The sequence below is a fragment of the Kitasatospora sp. NPDC088160 genome, from assembly GCF_044741445.1.
In the GTDB taxonomy this organism is placed as follows: domain Bacteria; phylum Actinomycetota; class Actinomycetes; order Streptomycetales; family Streptomycetaceae; genus Kitasatospora.
Genome location: NZ_JBIUSS010000019.1, coordinates 30,515 through 43,768 on the forward strand (window position 1 = coordinate 30,515; position 13,254 = coordinate 43,768).

The following is a 13,254-nucleotide window of genomic DNA, read 5'->3' on the forward strand; positions in this document are numbered from 1 at the left end:
GATGGAGACCCGGGAACTGCGCTACTTCGTCGCCGTCGCTGAAGAGCTGCACTTCGGGCGCGCCGCGCAGCGCCTCGGGATCGCGCAACCGCCGCTGTCACGGGCGATCCAGCAGCTCGAACGACGGCTCGGGGCAGCGCTGCTGGATCGGACCAGCCGCACCGTCACGCTGACGGAGGCCGGCTCGGTCCTGCTGGTCGAGGGCCGGGCGGCCCTGGAGGCGGTCGACGCCGCCGAGCGTCGGACCCGCCGCGCCGCCGCTTCCCCCACCGGCCGCCCCGGCCTGGTCCTGGTCACGAAAGCCAGCGCGTCCAGCGAACTGCTGGCGGAACTCCTCGGCGCGTACGCCGCCGAACCCGGCGCGGTCCCCGTCGACGTCATCCTGTGCGGCCCGGCCGAGCAGGCACGATTTCTGCTCGAAGGCCGAGCCGACGTGGCGCTGCTGCACCGGCCGTTCGACTCGACGGCCAGGCTCCACACCGAAGAACTCGGCACGGAGGGCCAGGTGGTGGTCCTGCCGACCGGGCATCCGCTCACCGCCCGGGACCACGTGCACATGGCCGACATCACCGGGCTGCCGGGCCTGCCCCTGCCACGCTGGCCCAACCCCGACGGCACCTACCCACCCGGCCCCGGCCCCCAGGTCCGCGACCACGCGCAGCTGTTGCAGCTCGTCGCGCTCGGCCGGGCTTGCGCGGTCTCACCGGAGTCGTGCCGAGCCCAACTGCACGGTGACCTCGCGGCGGTGCCCGTGCTGGACGCGCCGAAGGTCACCACCGTGATCGCCTGGCCACCGCACAGCCGGTCCAGAGCCGTCGCCGACTTCGTCCGGACGGCGACACGTCTCCGGTAGTTCCGACCTGCCCGGCCGGGTTCCACCTGTCGTGGCCCGGCTCGACCGTCACCGGACATCGCCGTCACGACCAGCGGAAGTCCCAACCGGTGGAACTCCCGTGCGACCGTGGGCGATCGCCGAGGACCAGGGGTGAAGGCAGCCGCCTCCGCGACGCCTGTCGAAGTTGCGTTTTCCCCGGCCCAAGTGGCCTCTTGCACCGGCCATTGCGGGGGCCCCGAACAGGTGACGGATCGCGAGACGCCCCACGCGCAGGAAGTCGGCCGGCCCGACTTCCTGCGCCGAACAACCAACGGGGAACAACCCACCACCCGCCGCCAAGCAGCCGAAGCCGGCGAGTTCGACCACCGCTCCCCAGTGCCGCTCACGCGCCGCCCGCCGCGGGATCAGGCGCTGCCCGCCTTTTCCTCGACCAGGACGGCGCCGGAAGCCGCTTCGGCCTTGCGCAGCGGAAGTTTGGACCAGCGGAAGGGAGCCAGCAGCAGGCCGAGGTAGGAGTCCGGCAGCCGGACCTGGTCGGCCAGGCCGATGTCCTCGGGCGGCATCCGGTCAGCGGGCAGGTAGAAGGTCCCGAACAGCAGATCCCACAGGACGACCTTGCCGCCGAAGTTCTTGTTGGCTTCGCGCAGGTCCCTGGAGTGGTGCCAACGGTGCCCTTCCGGTCCGGGCACCAGGTAGTTCAGCGGGCCCAGACGGACGTCCATGTTGGAGTGCATGGTGACGCCGTGGCAGTTGTAGAAGGTGAGGAGGATGATCAGGCCGGAGAGGCTGTGCAGCGTCCACCCGGTCAGGGCCAGCGGGAAGACGATCGCCACGTCGTCGAGGAAGAAGTCGATGGGGTGGAACCGGGCGGAGTTGAGCCAGTAGAGCCGCTCCGAGCTGTGGTGCACCGCGTGGAAGCGCCAGAAGACCCGCGAACCGTGAATCCAGCGATGCATCCAGTAGTAGAAGAACTCTCCCACCAGGAGCGCCAGCGCGGCCTGGGCGACGGGAGGCCAACTCGTCGGCCACAACGTGCTGTCCAGCTCTTCGGAAAGCAGGACGGATCCGGCGAACAGGACCGAGAGGAACAGCGGCTCGATCAGCCGGGCGACCACCAGCAGGGCCACCAGACTGGAGGTGGCGTCCGAGACGACGTCCTTGCGCGAGCGGTTCCAGCCCTCGTAGAACGGCTGGACCCGCTCCAGGACGGCCACGTACACCGAGGCGAACAGGGTGACCATCGGCACGATGGCCCACTGCGGGAACGAGGTGTCGACCAGGGTGATGGATGCCCCGAGTGTCAGCACCATGAGGATCGGATAGCTGAGATAGCGGATGGTGAAACGCAGGGTTCTCCGCGCGCCGCCGAGTTCTGTTTCCGTCGTTGATTTCATTCCTGATCTCCCCGTGGACTTCTTCGGACTTCTTCAGGCTTCTTCTGCACCCCTCCGCGCGGGACGGGCAGGTATCTACTGGCTTCCGGGGATCTGCTGCCATATCCGGACCGGCCCCAACGGCGAGAATCCGTTTGCCTCGGCAGCCGCCAGCTCCGCGTCCCGCTCGTACCCGACCAGGTCGATTCCCGGTGCCTCTTCGTGAGCACAGGAGATGAGACCGGCCCATGTCCGGGAAGATTCCCCCGAGGGTCCGAAGACGTTCGACACCCCCGCCACACCATGGCTCAGGTGGAGCACGGCTCCCGCCACCAGGCCGTCGCCCGAGAATCCCCCGAGGAAGATCACGCCGTCATCGAGCAGAAGGGTTTCGGGGAACGTGTTCACCGACGTGTCGCCGCCCGCCCATGCCCGCTCCCACGTCCGCAGCTCATCGGTGCCGGTGATACGCCGCCACCGCTGGTCGGCGCCGTCCCGTGACGCCACCTGCGCCGGGGCCGCGGCTGCGGCCGGCCGGTGGATCCACTCCGCCTCGATGAGAATGCGATAGTTCCCCGGGAGGAGGTCGGCGTTGGCGAAACTGTCCTTGACGAAAAGCGGCCCCAGCGGCGCCTCCCGCAGTACGTCGAGAACCTCCGAGCCGGACATCGACGGGCTCAGGATCACCAGGTTCGGGTAGTACGTGAGACTCTTCTTCAGATTCACCCACGCGACGTCGGAGATCTCTCCGGAGAACCCGTGCGCCCGACACATCGCCTCGCACCAGGACGAGTTGTTCCGGGCGGCGGCAAGCAGCATCGGCGCCACCGGAGGGGCGGCGGCCGGAGCCCGGCCATGGCCGAACCATCTCACCGGGAAGGCCGCGACCGAGCGAACGGATCGGCACCAACGGACCCACAACCTCGTAACGTCCACCAACTCCCTTTCGTCAAGGCCGACTCCGCAGCCGGCCGGCTTCCGCACCGCCGACCCTTCGAAAGGGATGGGTCCTGTCCGGGAAATCCCCTGACGACCCAGGCCGAGCGCCTTCAACGACCTTCTTGCACATCGGTGTTGCGCGGCGCTCCGCTATGATCACCCCTGCTCATGACCACGTCAAGATCCTTCCCGAGGGCACCTGCGACACCCGTACACGCCCGCCGGCGTCGACACGTCCGTGGGCCGGAAGCGCGGTCGGGCCGACAATTCCCGCGCGCACTCGCGGTTTCGTGCACCAGAATGCCCGCATGGAAACGGACACCGTGGCGGAACTGGTCACGCGGGCACTGTCGGCAATGCGCGCCATCACCGCCTCGGACGATCCGGACGACCACGACGGCTGGAACGAGTACTCACCGCTGCTGTGGCGGGCGGCCGCCGACGAGGCGGCGCTGCCGCTCGGCCTGGAGCTGATCGGTTCGGCCGATCCGATCGAGCGCACAGCGGGCTGCGACCTGCTGCGCGACACCAGCTATCACCACGAGGCAACCCGCGCCGGGACGGCCACCGCACTGGTCGCCCTCGCGCAGCGGGAGACCGACGACCACGTGCTGCGGGCCCTGGCGCGCGCGATCGAGCAGACGCACGACCCGCGCGCCGTCCCCGTCCTCGTCGCCCTCGCCGGGCATCCTGACGCCGAGGTCCGCGAGGGGGTGGCCCGCTCGTTCGCGGAGGTCCGCACCGGCCTGCCGGACGGGCCGGACATCCACACCCTCATCAGGCTGACCCAGGACCAGAACCCGCACGTCCGCGACTGGGCGACGTTCACCCTCGGCGTCCAGTCCGCGGCGGACAGCCCCGCGATCCGGGCCGCGCTCTGGGCGCGGACGGCCGACGAGCACGACGAGACCCGCATGGAAGCGATCCACGGACTGGCCAGTCGGCACGACCCCCGCGTCGTCCCGCTCCTCGCCGAACTGATCGGCAGCCCCGAGGGCGCACACGCCCTCACGTTCAGCGCGGAGCCGATCACGGACGACCCCGAACTCCTGCCGCCCCTCCCGGAGTACGAGCCCGGAGACGACTGGACCACCGACGCCGTGAACGCCTGCAACCCGGTCCGGCGGGCCCGCCTCGACGCCTTCGCCTGGGAACTGGTCTGCACGCTCCACCGGCTCCGCCCCGACCTGGACGCCGCCGTCTCGATGGAACGCTGCGGCTGGGGCCGCTCCCTCGACATCCACGCCGCCTCGGAGCCGACGGGCTACGACATCGAGGCGCTGCTCACCCGCGCGGACGGCGACCCCGCGCGCGCTGCCGAACTGGTCTCGACCGACCTGCCGAGAATCCAGCCCGACTGACACCTCGCCCCTTTCGGGAGCCGAGACTTCGGGTCTAGCCCTTGGTGCCCCTGCCGCTCAGGAGGTCCGCGATGCGCGCGTCGACCTGCTCACGGTCGTAGCCCCGCCGCACGATCTCGAACGCCGGCGGGGGTGGCGGCGAACCGGCTTCGGACAGGGCCCTGAGATAGAGGTCGACCTGCTGGCGTTCGTAACCACGCCGCACCAAGTCGAAGCCACGGAACTCTGGCGATGCTGACACTTCGCGGGTCCTCCAACCTTCGGTATCCACGTTCGTCGTCATGACACGGGCTACAGCAACCCCGCTGCGGCCACCGGTGATCACCGGCGTGGCCGCGGCTCCCACCCTAGACTCTGCCCACCGACAGGTGGCGCCCGATGTCCTGATGCCCCGAACTCCACCTCCGCCACCGGAAGCCGGTTGACGGGTCATCCGGCATTCGGGTTCATCCGAAAACCCACCGGCCGGGGTGGCGTAAAAAGGCGTCAAGACTCTCGATCTCGCCATATGGATTCCGTATGGAGTCGCGGGGCGGAGGATTCCGATGTCTACGATCCATCTTTGCCGAGTAGAAAGATGGATCTGACATGAAACCCCTGTCCCGCCTCAAACGCGCTCTGGCCTGCGGAATCGCCGCAGTCGCCGGGGTCGCCGGCCTGACCGTGCAGGCCCAGGCCGCGGAGTCACCCCTCCACGCGGACAAGACCTGCGGAACCCCGGCCTCGGTGGGCGGCGGCAACTGCATGACCGCGCTGATCGGCTCCGCCTTCGACACGATCAGGCTCATGCGCAACGCCGCCAACCTCAACAAGCTGGACAACGCGGAGTTCACCCAGAGCACCGCGTCGAAGTTGAGCGCGAAGTTTCCCGGGTTCAACGTCATGGTGTTCAAGACCGTGGGCACCGACCTGTATGACACCGAGTGGTTCAAGAACGAGTACAAGTCCGACATGAAGGGGGTGTTGATCGACACCACCTACAAGCTCAACCATTTCATGGACAAGGAGAAGAAGGAGCCCTCCGGCTACGACATATTCCGGATCTGGGTCTTCCAGGGGGACTCGACCATCCGCAACCGCGGCGACGGCGGTTACATGAACTGGGCGTTCATCGGCAATGACGGCGACACCGTCAAGAAGGAGCCGTGGACCTGCCGGGCGGGCACCGCACGGCCCTACAAGTGCGACGGCGACGTGCGCACCATCCACTTCCCCGCGCGGTCCGGCTACGGCACCAGGACCGGCAGCCTGACCCCCGACTCCAGCCCCGGCTACCACGCCTGCCTGGACGTCAACGGCAACGGCAACGCGAACGGCACCCCCGTGCAGATGTGGGAGTGCAACGGCAGCGACGCCCAGAAGTGGACCTACAACGGGTACAAGCTCCAGGCCGCCAACGGCAAGTGCCTCGACCTGGAGGCCAACAAGACCGCGAACGGGACCAAGCTCCAGGTCTGGGACTGCCTGGAGATCCCCGGTCAGCGCTGGAACATGTCGGCCAGCGGCGGTTTCCGGCACATGGCGGACATGGACGACCGGTCCAAGGACGTCTGCATCGACGACTTCAACGGCCAGACCGCCAACGGCAGCACCGTGGCGGCCTGGGCCTGCGGCTCCGAGGACAAGCGGGACGCGCCCAACCAGAACTGGGCCTGGGGCGGCACCCCGCCGACCACCAACCCGCCCACGCCCGGCGGAGGCGGCGGCAGCAACGGCGCCGACGTGACCCTGAAGCTCGACAACGGCCTGGGTGCCGTCCCGGTCAACGGCTCCGCCGGCGCGTCGGTCGTCGCCGGGATCCGGGGTGGCAACGAGTCCAAGTGGAAGCTCACCCCGGTCGGCGGCGGTCGCTACCGGATCACCAGCTCGTACGGGCTGGAACTCACCGAGAACAGCAACTACATGGCCGAACTCCAGCCGTGGAGCAACTCCTCGAAGCAGAAGTGGGAGCTCGTCGGAGTCGGCAACGGCAAGTACCAGATCCGGATCTCCGACGACGACTGCCTCGCCCACGACGCCGACTTCAAGCAGCTCGGCGTGTGGACGTGCAAGTCGGGCTGGCAGCAGGCGTGGGTTCTGGAGTCCGCGTCCGGCGGCGTGATCACCCCGACCGATCCGACCAACCCGACGAAGCCGGACCCGAAGCCCAAGCCGGACCCCAAGCCGAAGCCGGACCCGAAGCCGGACACCAAGCCGACCGTCCCGACCGAGCGGCCGCTGTTCCTGAAGCTCTCCAACGGCCTGGGCGCCTCGGCCCCCACCGAGACCTCGACCTGGGGCGCCCCGATCGTGGGCGGGATCCTGGGGTACAAGGGGTCCACCTGGACGATCAAGCCGCTGGGCGGGGACCGCTACCGGATCGTCAACGACCTCGGGTACAACCTCACCGAGAACCCCGAGACCTACGTCGCCGAGCAGCAGGCGTGGGGCAACACCTCCAACCAGAAGTGGGAGTTCGTCGGCCTCGGCAACGGCAAGTACCGGATCCAGATCGGCGACGACGACTGCCTCACCCACGACTCCGACTTCAAGCAGCTCGGGGTGTGGAGCTGTGAGGGCGGCTGGAAGCAGGAGTGGTCCTTCCAGCTCCTCTGACCGACCAGGCCAGGCCGGCCCGTATCAGGCCAGGCCGGAGTCACGGCGAAGGGCGCCGGCCGCACGGCCGGCGCCCTTCGCCGTTCTCAGCGGGCGCCCCGCCCGGAGGCGGCGTGGTAGCGCAGGCCGTCCATCAGGAGGTCGAGGAGGCGTTCCATCCGGGTGTGGTGCTCGGGGGTGGTCGCGGCCATGGACAGGCCGCTGAGGCTGAACAGCACGTCCTCCGGTTCGACGTCGGCGCGCAGCGCGCCCGACTCGGCCCCGGCCCGCAGGAGTTGGGTGATCGCGGCGGTCAGCATCGCGCGGCTGTGCGAGAAGGGGTCGCTGCCGGAGGCTATGAGCGCGCGCAGCGCGTCGGACATCCCGCGCTTGGTGGTCATGTAGCGGACGAAGCCGTCCATCCAGGCGCGCAGCGCGGCGTCGGGCCCCCTGCCGTCCAGCAGTTCCGCGGCGGAGTCGCACAGCTTGGCGAGTTCGCTGCGGTAGACCGCCTCGACGAGTTCCTCGCGGGTGGCGAAGTGCCGGTAGAGGGTGCCGATGCCCACGCCGGCCTCCTTGGCGATCGCCCCGAGCGTCGCGTCCGGCCCGTCCTGGGCGAAGGCCCGCGCGGCCACTTCGATCAGTCGGTCGCGGTTGCGGCGCGCGTCGGCGCGCAGCGGCCGGGGGTCGGCGGTGGTCACGGCTGGTCCTCCTCGGGTTGCAAACGGAGGATGCTCCGCTTAGCCTGGAGACATGCGGAGGGCCCTCCGGTTTCCACTCTACCGGCCGCCCCCTCCCGCGCACCCCCAGCTCCGGTCACCCAGCCAGACGGGAAGATCATGAACGCCAACACCCCGCGCCTCACCACCCCCTTCGGCGCCGAGTCCACCGCCGCCGAGGTCGTCTCCGGCACCGACCTGACCGGCCGCCGCGCCGTCGTCACCGGCGGCGCCTCCGGCATCGGCGTCGAGACCGCACGCGCCCTCGCCTCGGCGGGCGCGCAGGTCACCCTCGCGGTCCGCAACCTCGACGCCGGCGCCCGCACCGCCGAGGACATCACCGCGACCACCGGCAACAAGGACGTCCGGGTCGCGCCGCTGGACCTCGCCGACCAGGCCTCCGTCGCCGCGTTCGTCGCCGCCTGGGACGGGCCCCTGCACATCCTGGTCAACAACGCCGGCGTGATGGCCTCGCCCGAGCTCCGCACGCCGGAGGGCTGGGAGCTCCAGTTCGCCACCAACCACCTCGGGCACTTCGCGCTGGCCACCGGCCTGCACGCGGCCCTGGCCCGGGACGGCGGCGCCCGCGTGGTGGCCGTCAGCTCCAGCGCCCACCACCGCTCCCCGGTCGTCTTCGAGGACATCCACTTCCGCGAGCGCGCCTACGAGCCCTGGTCCGCCTACGGCCAGTCCAAGACCGCCAACGTCCTGTTCGCGGTCGAGGCCGCCAAGCGCTGGGCGGCGGACGGCATCACCGTCAACGCCCTGATGCCCGGCGGCATCCGGACCGCCCTCCAGCGCCACGTCTCCGAGGAGGAGCTCGACCGGCTGCGCGCCCAGGCCGCCAACGGCGCGGAGCTGCTGTGGAAGACCACCGAGCAGGGCGCGGCGACCTCCGTCCTGCTCGCGGCCTCACCGCTGCTGGCGGGCGTCAGCGGCCGCTACTTCGAGGACTGCAACGAAGCCGTCCGCGGCGAACTCAGCGCCCGCAGCGGCGTCGCCGACTACGCCCTCGACCCCGAGGCGGCCGCCCTGCTCTGGCAGGTCTCGCACGACACCCTGGGCAGCCGCGACTGACGGTCCGCGGCAGAACGCCCCGCGCTCCGCTCCCCCGACTCGCCGAGGGGAAGCGGAGCGCGGGGCGGGCCCGTTACCTGCGCGGTCCCGCCAGGGCGTAGGCCCCGGCGCCGGTCACCAGCAAGGCCACCGCGGCCCAGGTGGACGCCTCCGTGCCGGCCGGGTAGACCATCCAGCCGAGCGACTTCCCCACGACGTTGGGCGGCATCGGCGGGACGAGGACGGTGATCGCGAGCCAGCCGGTCGGCAGGGTCCAGGCGAGGTGCGCCCCGCACAGCACCACCCCGAGCCCGGCCAGGCCGACCAGGCCCGCGCTGTCCCGGACGACGACCTCGGTGGGGGCGAACTTCGGCCCCACCGCCTGGACCGCCAGCAGCGCCGCACCGGCGACCGCGCCGATCAGCAGCGCGTGCGCCGCCCGGCGGGGCGCCCACCGGATCGCGGCCGTCCTGTCCAGTGCGGGGTCCTGCCCGCCGAGCCCGACGGAGCCGGCCGCCACGCCCGCGGCGAGCACGAAGTACGCGACCGGGTTGATCGAGTCCGCCGCATCCGCCGCACCCGTACCGCCGCCCCGGTTGAAGGCCCACACCACCAGCGCGATGAGCGTGACCGCGGCGGCCGACGTGGGCACCTGCCGTGAACGCGCGTACAGCATCAGCCACCTCACTGCGACGCCTCCCCGGCCAGCTTCTGCATCTGCTTGTACCCCGCGCAGGAGAGGGCGGCGGCGTGCAGCTCGACGATCTGCGAGCGCTGCTCGGCCGGTGGCAGCGCCATCAGCTTCTGCCACGCGGCGTCGGCCTCCGCCCAGAGCTTGATCGCGTACGCGTCGGTGCCCTTCTCCTTCAGCGGTTGGAGCTGGGGGTCGTGGAGGGCCCAGCTCACGGCGAGGCTCTGGCCGAGGACGTCGTAGCTCCCCCCGCCCTCCCGGTCGTTGTCCGGGTAGCAGCTCGGTGCCAGGCCCCTGCCGATCAGCGCGCGGGTCAGCTTCTCACCTGTCGCGTCGGCGAGCATCCGATCGTTGAAGTCGACCAGCAGCACGTCTGCGGAGAGTTCGCGCGCCTCGGCGAGTTCGTGCAGCGCGGTGTCCTCGCGCACCGAGGTCGGCGCCTTGTCGCCCAGGACGTCGTGCAGCACGCGCATCGCGTCCTTGCTGCGCAACGCGAGCTCGGCCAGGCGCGAACGGCTCGCCTGCGTCACGCACACCGGCCCGTCGCACACCAGCGTCGCGGCGGCCTTGTCGACGACGTAGGTGTCGCGCGCAGCGGCCGGGATGACCAGCAGGGCCAGGGCCAGGCCGGCCAGGACGGGAGTCACCGCGAGCAGCCGGGCCCGGCGGGTCACGGCCACCAGCAGCGCGAAGCCGGTGGCGAGCAGGCCGAGCAGCCAGAGCGTCTGGCCGAGGTGGACGGAGCCGGCCAGGGTCAGCAGCATCTGCCGCGGCTCCGCGGTCGCCGGGTTCAGCTGGGCGAAGCGGTTCGACACCCTGCCCGTCGGTACCGCCCCTTCACTGTTCACGCGCAGGAGCAGGCCCGTCGCCACGAGGACGACCACCACCAGCGCCGGCGGGGTGAGGACGGAGGGCAGCGCCCGCGCGACACCCATGCCGAACACGGCGCCCGCGACCAGGGCCAGTACCGCCACCAGTGAGATCGGCAGCCACCCGAGGGGGGTGTAGGTGGTCGGACCGAGCGCCACCTGGATTCCGCCCGCCAGGACGAGCAGGCCGAAGCCCGCCGCCAGCGCGAGCGCGATCGCACCGGTCGGCAGCGCCGCACGGCGCCAGGCCGGCAGCGGCGTGGTCGACAGCAGCTCGGTCATCCCCGAGCGGGGTTCGCGCAGCCCGTACACCGCCCCGATGCCGACCACGAACGGCCACCAGAAGGACAGCAGGGACCGGGTCCACATGGCCATGGTGGTCCACTGGGCCGTCCACCCCGCGGTGCCGTGCCACCAGAACGCGTCGAACGGGAAGAAGACCGCCAGGCTGCCGCCCAGGACGACGACTCCGGCCCACGGGGCGGCGGAGCGCTTCAGTTCGGTTCGCAGCACACGTCCGTTCACCAGGCGCTCCCCTGCTGCCCGGAGTTGCGGAGCAGCGCCGAGTAGCCGCGCTCCAGGGGGCTGTCGCCCGGGTGGTCGGGGCTGCCTGCCGCACCCAACTCGTCCGGCGTGCCCTGGAAGACGAGGCGGCCGTCGGCGAACAGCACCACGTCGGAGCAGGCGGCCGCGACGTCCTCGACCAGGTGGGTGGAGACGACCACGCAGGTGTCGCGGCCCAGGTCCTGCAACAGCTCGCGGAAGCGCAGCCGCTGCGCCGGGTCCAGGCCGGCCGTCGGCTCGTCCAGCAGCAGCACCGCGGGGGAGTTGACGATGGCCTGGGCGATGCCGGCCCGCCGCACCATGCCGCCGGACAGGGTCTTCATCCGGTGGTCGGCGCGGTCCGCCAGGCCCACCCGTTCCACGGCCCGTTGCACGGCCCCGGGGATGTCCGCCTTCGGCACCTCCTTCAGCCAGGCCATGTACTCGACGAACTCGCGCACCGTGAAGCGCTTGTAGTAGCCGAAGTCCTGCGGCAGGTAGCCGATCTGGCGGCGCAGGGCCCGGTGGTCGCCCACCCTGCCCCCCAGGGAGGTGCCGAGCATCTCCAGTTCGCCCTCGGTGGGGCGCAGCACGGTGGCCAGCGTCCGGATCAGGGTGGTCTTACCCGCCCCGTTGGGCCCGAGGAGCCCGTGGGCGCCGATGCCCAGGGACAGGTCGAGCCCGTCGACGGCCATCTTGCTCCGTCCGACGCGCACCCTCAGGCCGCTGGCCCGGATCTCCCAGGCGTAGGTCTTCGGCGCGGTGTCGGCCGCGCTCGCCGTATACGTCATGCGATGGTCCCTTTCCAGGGTGGACATGGGTTTCACAGCGTTGAGTACGCGTCCCTGCGGGTGATCACGGCGCAGATGCCGAGCGCGAGGAGCAGCCCCCACACGGGCAACTGGTCGCGATGCAGGGCGAGTTCGAGGACGGCGGGGATGCGGCCGGTGACGAACGCGGGCACCACGACGGCGGCGCCCCACCCGGCCACCAGCCCCACGGCGGCGCGGGTCACGCCGACCACGCTGCCCAGCGCCAGGGCGGTGGAGGTGAAGGCCAGGGAGGGCAGCAGCCACTGCGCGACCGTCGTGTTCCCGGTCAGCCATCCCCCCAGCAGGAGCCCGGGCACGACCACCACGAGGACCGCGGTGGTGCGCCTGAGCAGCAGGGCCAGGCCGGCCCGGGCGGTCGAGGCCGTCAGTTCGTACGCCGGGTCCAGACCGCGCGACCACGATGCGGCGACACCGCACAGCGGCAGCACGGGCGCGATCAGCGCCACCATCGAGGCGCCGCCGAAGACCTTCGCCGGCGCGGCCACGTCCAGCAGCAGCGCCACCAGGGTGACGACGGCGGTCATCGCCAGCCACGGGGTCATGGCCGGTGTCAGCCAGGCCGACACCCACGTCGGGCGGTGCCGCCGCCGGGGCGCCCCGACGGACACGCCCAACTGCGCGTCCAGACCGGCCCGGACGGTGTCGACGAGCGCGGCGACGCCGGGCGCCTCGGTGGCCACGGAGGCCGCCAGCAGGCTCCGGCACGGCGCGCACGTCTCCAGGTGGGCCTCCAGCGCCCACACCGTGTCCGCGGCCATCGCCGTGTCACCACGCGCGTAGTCGTCGATCAGCCGCCTCGACGCGTGTTCCGCGTTCATGCCAGCGCCTCCCGCATCGCGATCCGGGCCCGGCGGGCACGGGTCTTGACCGTGCCTTCGGGCAGTCTGAGCAGGACGGCGGTCTCCCGGACGGAGAGCCCGTCGAGCACCGTCGCCTGTAGTACGTCTCGGAGTTCCGGCGCCAGCCGCCGCAGGGCGTCGCCCACGTCGCCGCCGACGGTCCCGGCGAGCGCCTCCTCCTCCGCCGCGGGCACCACGGCCCGCTCGGCGGCGGCGGCCGGCGGTTCGGCGTGGTGGGCACGACGGCGGAAGGCGTCGACGAGGCGGCGCGCCGCGATCGTCCACAGCCACCCGACGGCCGTCCCGCCGACGGCGCTCCCGGCGAACGCGCCGGCCGCGCGCCACACCGCCAGATAGGTCTCCTGCATGACCTCGGCGACGATCTGCTCGTCCGCGCAGCGACGGCGCAACCGCACCGCCAGCCACGGCGACGTGCGCCGGTACAGCTCGTCGAACGCCGCGCGGTCACTTCTGGCGATCAGCCGGACGAGGCGTTCCTCGTCCAGCTCGTCCAGTGCTCTCCTGCGTGATCTCACACCAGCCAGACGCCCGCGACCGCGCGCAGGTTCTGCGTTCGACGTGACCTGCGTCACATGAGAGCAGCGCAGGAAGTCGACCTACC

13 protein-coding genes are annotated in these 13,254 nt (G+C 71.2%); 4 read left to right on the forward strand and 9 right to left on the reverse strand.

From position 1 onward, the window contains the following. The first annotated feature begins 1 nt into the window (after position 1). Positions 2-853: a LysR family transcriptional regulator gene (locus tag ACIOGZ_RS27460; RefSeq protein ID WP_363582870.1), complete on the forward strand. Its 852-nt coding sequence runs from the start codon at positions 2-4 to the stop codon at positions 851-853. A gap of 386 nt (positions 854-1,239) precedes the next feature. Here ACIOGZ_RS27460 and ACIOGZ_RS27465 read toward each other — a convergent pair whose 3' ends face one another. Beyond that, positions 1,240-2,229: a sterol desaturase family protein gene (locus ACIOGZ_RS27465; RefSeq protein ID WP_400987792.1), complete on the reverse strand. Its 990-nt coding sequence runs from the start codon at positions 2,227-2,229 to the stop codon at positions 1,240-1,242. 75 nt (positions 2,230-2,304) lie between these two features. Further along, positions 2,305-3,027 (reverse strand): hypothetical protein, encoded by a 723-nt coding sequence (locus ACIOGZ_RS27470; RefSeq protein WP_400805684.1) that lies wholly within the window; start codon positions 3,025-3,027, stop codon positions 2,305-2,307. A 428-nt stretch (positions 3,028-3,455) separates the two neighbouring features. Between ACIOGZ_RS27470 and ACIOGZ_RS27475 the strand changes: the two genes are divergently transcribed. Beyond that, complete coding sequence (locus tag ACIOGZ_RS27475) at positions 3,456-4,508, forward strand: HEAT repeat domain-containing protein (RefSeq protein WP_400987794.1); 1,053 nt, start codon at positions 3,456-3,458, stop codon at positions 4,506-4,508. Positions 4,509-4,542: 34 nt separating this feature from the next. On the opposite strand, the gene ACIOGZ_RS27480 is transcribed toward ACIOGZ_RS27475, so the two are convergent. Further along, positions 4,543-4,791, reverse strand: coding sequence for a hypothetical protein (locus tag ACIOGZ_RS27480; protein ID WP_363582878.1), 249 nt, complete (start codon positions 4,789-4,791; stop codon positions 4,543-4,545). Positions 4,792-5,096: 305 nt separating this feature from the next. Here ACIOGZ_RS27480 and ACIOGZ_RS27485 point away from each other — a divergent pair, with 305 nt between their 5' ends. Further along, the gene (locus ACIOGZ_RS27485) at positions 5,097-7,103 is read left to right on the forward strand and encodes a ricin-type beta-trefoil lectin domain protein (protein ID WP_363628761.1); all 2,007 of its coding nucleotides are present in this window, start codon (positions 5,097-5,099) and stop codon (positions 7,101-7,103) included. An 86-nt stretch (positions 7,104-7,189) separates the two neighbouring features. On the opposite strand, the gene ACIOGZ_RS27490 is transcribed toward ACIOGZ_RS27485, so the two are convergent. Further along, entirely contained in the window at positions 7,190-7,783 is a 594-nt protein-coding gene (locus tag ACIOGZ_RS27490; protein WP_363628763.1) for a TetR family transcriptional regulator, read from the reverse strand. 138 nt (positions 7,784-7,921) lie between these two features. Between ACIOGZ_RS27490 and ACIOGZ_RS27495 the strand changes: the two genes are divergently transcribed. Continuing rightward, positions 7,922-8,878, forward strand: a complete 957-nt coding sequence (locus ACIOGZ_RS27495; protein WP_400987796.1) for an SDR family NAD(P)-dependent oxidoreductase — start codon at positions 7,922-7,924, stop codon at positions 8,876-8,878. Positions 8,879-8,951: 73 nt separating this feature from the next. On the opposite strand, the gene ACIOGZ_RS27500 is transcribed toward ACIOGZ_RS27495, so the two are convergent. From ACIOGZ_RS27500 to ACIOGZ_RS27520, 5 genes are read right to left on the reverse strand one after another with little or no spacing between them, the layout of a single operon-like run. Continuing rightward, positions 8,952-9,545, reverse strand: a complete 594-nt coding sequence (locus ACIOGZ_RS27500; RefSeq protein ID WP_400987798.1) for a hypothetical protein — start codon at positions 9,543-9,545, stop codon at positions 8,952-8,954. Continuing rightward, positions 9,542-10,942 (reverse strand): hypothetical protein, encoded by a 1,401-nt coding sequence (locus ACIOGZ_RS27505; RefSeq protein WP_363582888.1) that lies wholly within the window; start codon positions 10,940-10,942, stop codon positions 9,542-9,544. Before ACIOGZ_RS27505 ends, ACIOGZ_RS27500 begins: the two co-directional genes overlap by 4 nt. Next, a complete protein-coding gene (locus ACIOGZ_RS27510) occupies positions 10,939-11,751 on the reverse strand; it encodes an ABC transporter ATP-binding protein (RefSeq protein WP_350884316.1) in 813 nt (270 codons plus the stop codon). The genes ACIOGZ_RS27505 and ACIOGZ_RS27510 overlap by 4 nt, the downstream gene beginning before the upstream one ends. 32 nt (positions 11,752-11,783) lie before the next feature. Continuing rightward, positions 11,784-12,611 (reverse strand): zf-HC2 domain-containing protein, encoded by an 828-nt coding sequence (locus ACIOGZ_RS27515; RefSeq protein ID WP_363628764.1) that lies wholly within the window; start codon positions 12,609-12,611, stop codon positions 11,784-11,786. Beyond that, a complete protein-coding gene (locus ACIOGZ_RS27520) occupies positions 12,608-13,168 on the reverse strand; it encodes an RNA polymerase sigma factor (protein ID WP_350884320.1) in 561 nt (186 codons plus the stop codon). The genes ACIOGZ_RS27515 and ACIOGZ_RS27520 overlap by 4 nt, the downstream gene beginning before the upstream one ends. Between the last annotated feature and the right edge of the window lie 86 nt (positions 13,169-13,254).

Excerpts from the sequence above, each read along its gene's own strand:
- ACIOGZ_RS27460 (WP_363582870.1), top strand. The coding sequence starts at position 2 with ATGGAGACCCGGGAACTGCGCTACTTCGTCGCCGTCGCTGAAGAGCTG.
- ACIOGZ_RS27465 (WP_400987792.1), bottom strand. The coding sequence starts at position 2,229 with ATGAAATCAACGACGGAAACAGAACTCGGCGGCGCGCGGAGAACCCTG.
- ACIOGZ_RS27470 (WP_400805684.1), bottom strand. The coding sequence starts at position 3,027 with ATGCTGCTTGCCGCCGCCCGGAACAACTCGTCCTGGTGCGAGGCGATG.
- ACIOGZ_RS27475 (WP_400987794.1), top strand. The coding sequence starts at position 3,456 with ATGGAAACGGACACCGTGGCGGAACTGGTCACGCGGGCACTGTCGGCA.
- ACIOGZ_RS27480 (WP_363582878.1), bottom strand. The coding sequence starts at position 4,791 with ATGACGACGAACGTGGATACCGAAGGTTGGAGGACCCGCGAAGTGTCA.
- ACIOGZ_RS27485 (WP_363628761.1), top strand. The coding sequence starts at position 5,097 with ATGAAACCCCTGTCCCGCCTCAAACGCGCTCTGGCCTGCGGAATCGCC.
- ACIOGZ_RS27495 (WP_400987796.1), top strand. The coding sequence starts at position 7,922 with ATGAACGCCAACACCCCGCGCCTCACCACCCCCTTCGGCGCCGAGTCC.
- ACIOGZ_RS27510 (WP_350884316.1), bottom strand. The coding sequence starts at position 11,751 with ATGACGTATACGGCGAGCGCGGCCGACACCGCGCCGAAGACCTACGCC.
- ACIOGZ_RS27515 (WP_363628764.1), bottom strand. The coding sequence starts at position 12,611 with ATGAACGCGGAACACGCGTCGAGGCGGCTGATCGACGACTACGCGCGT.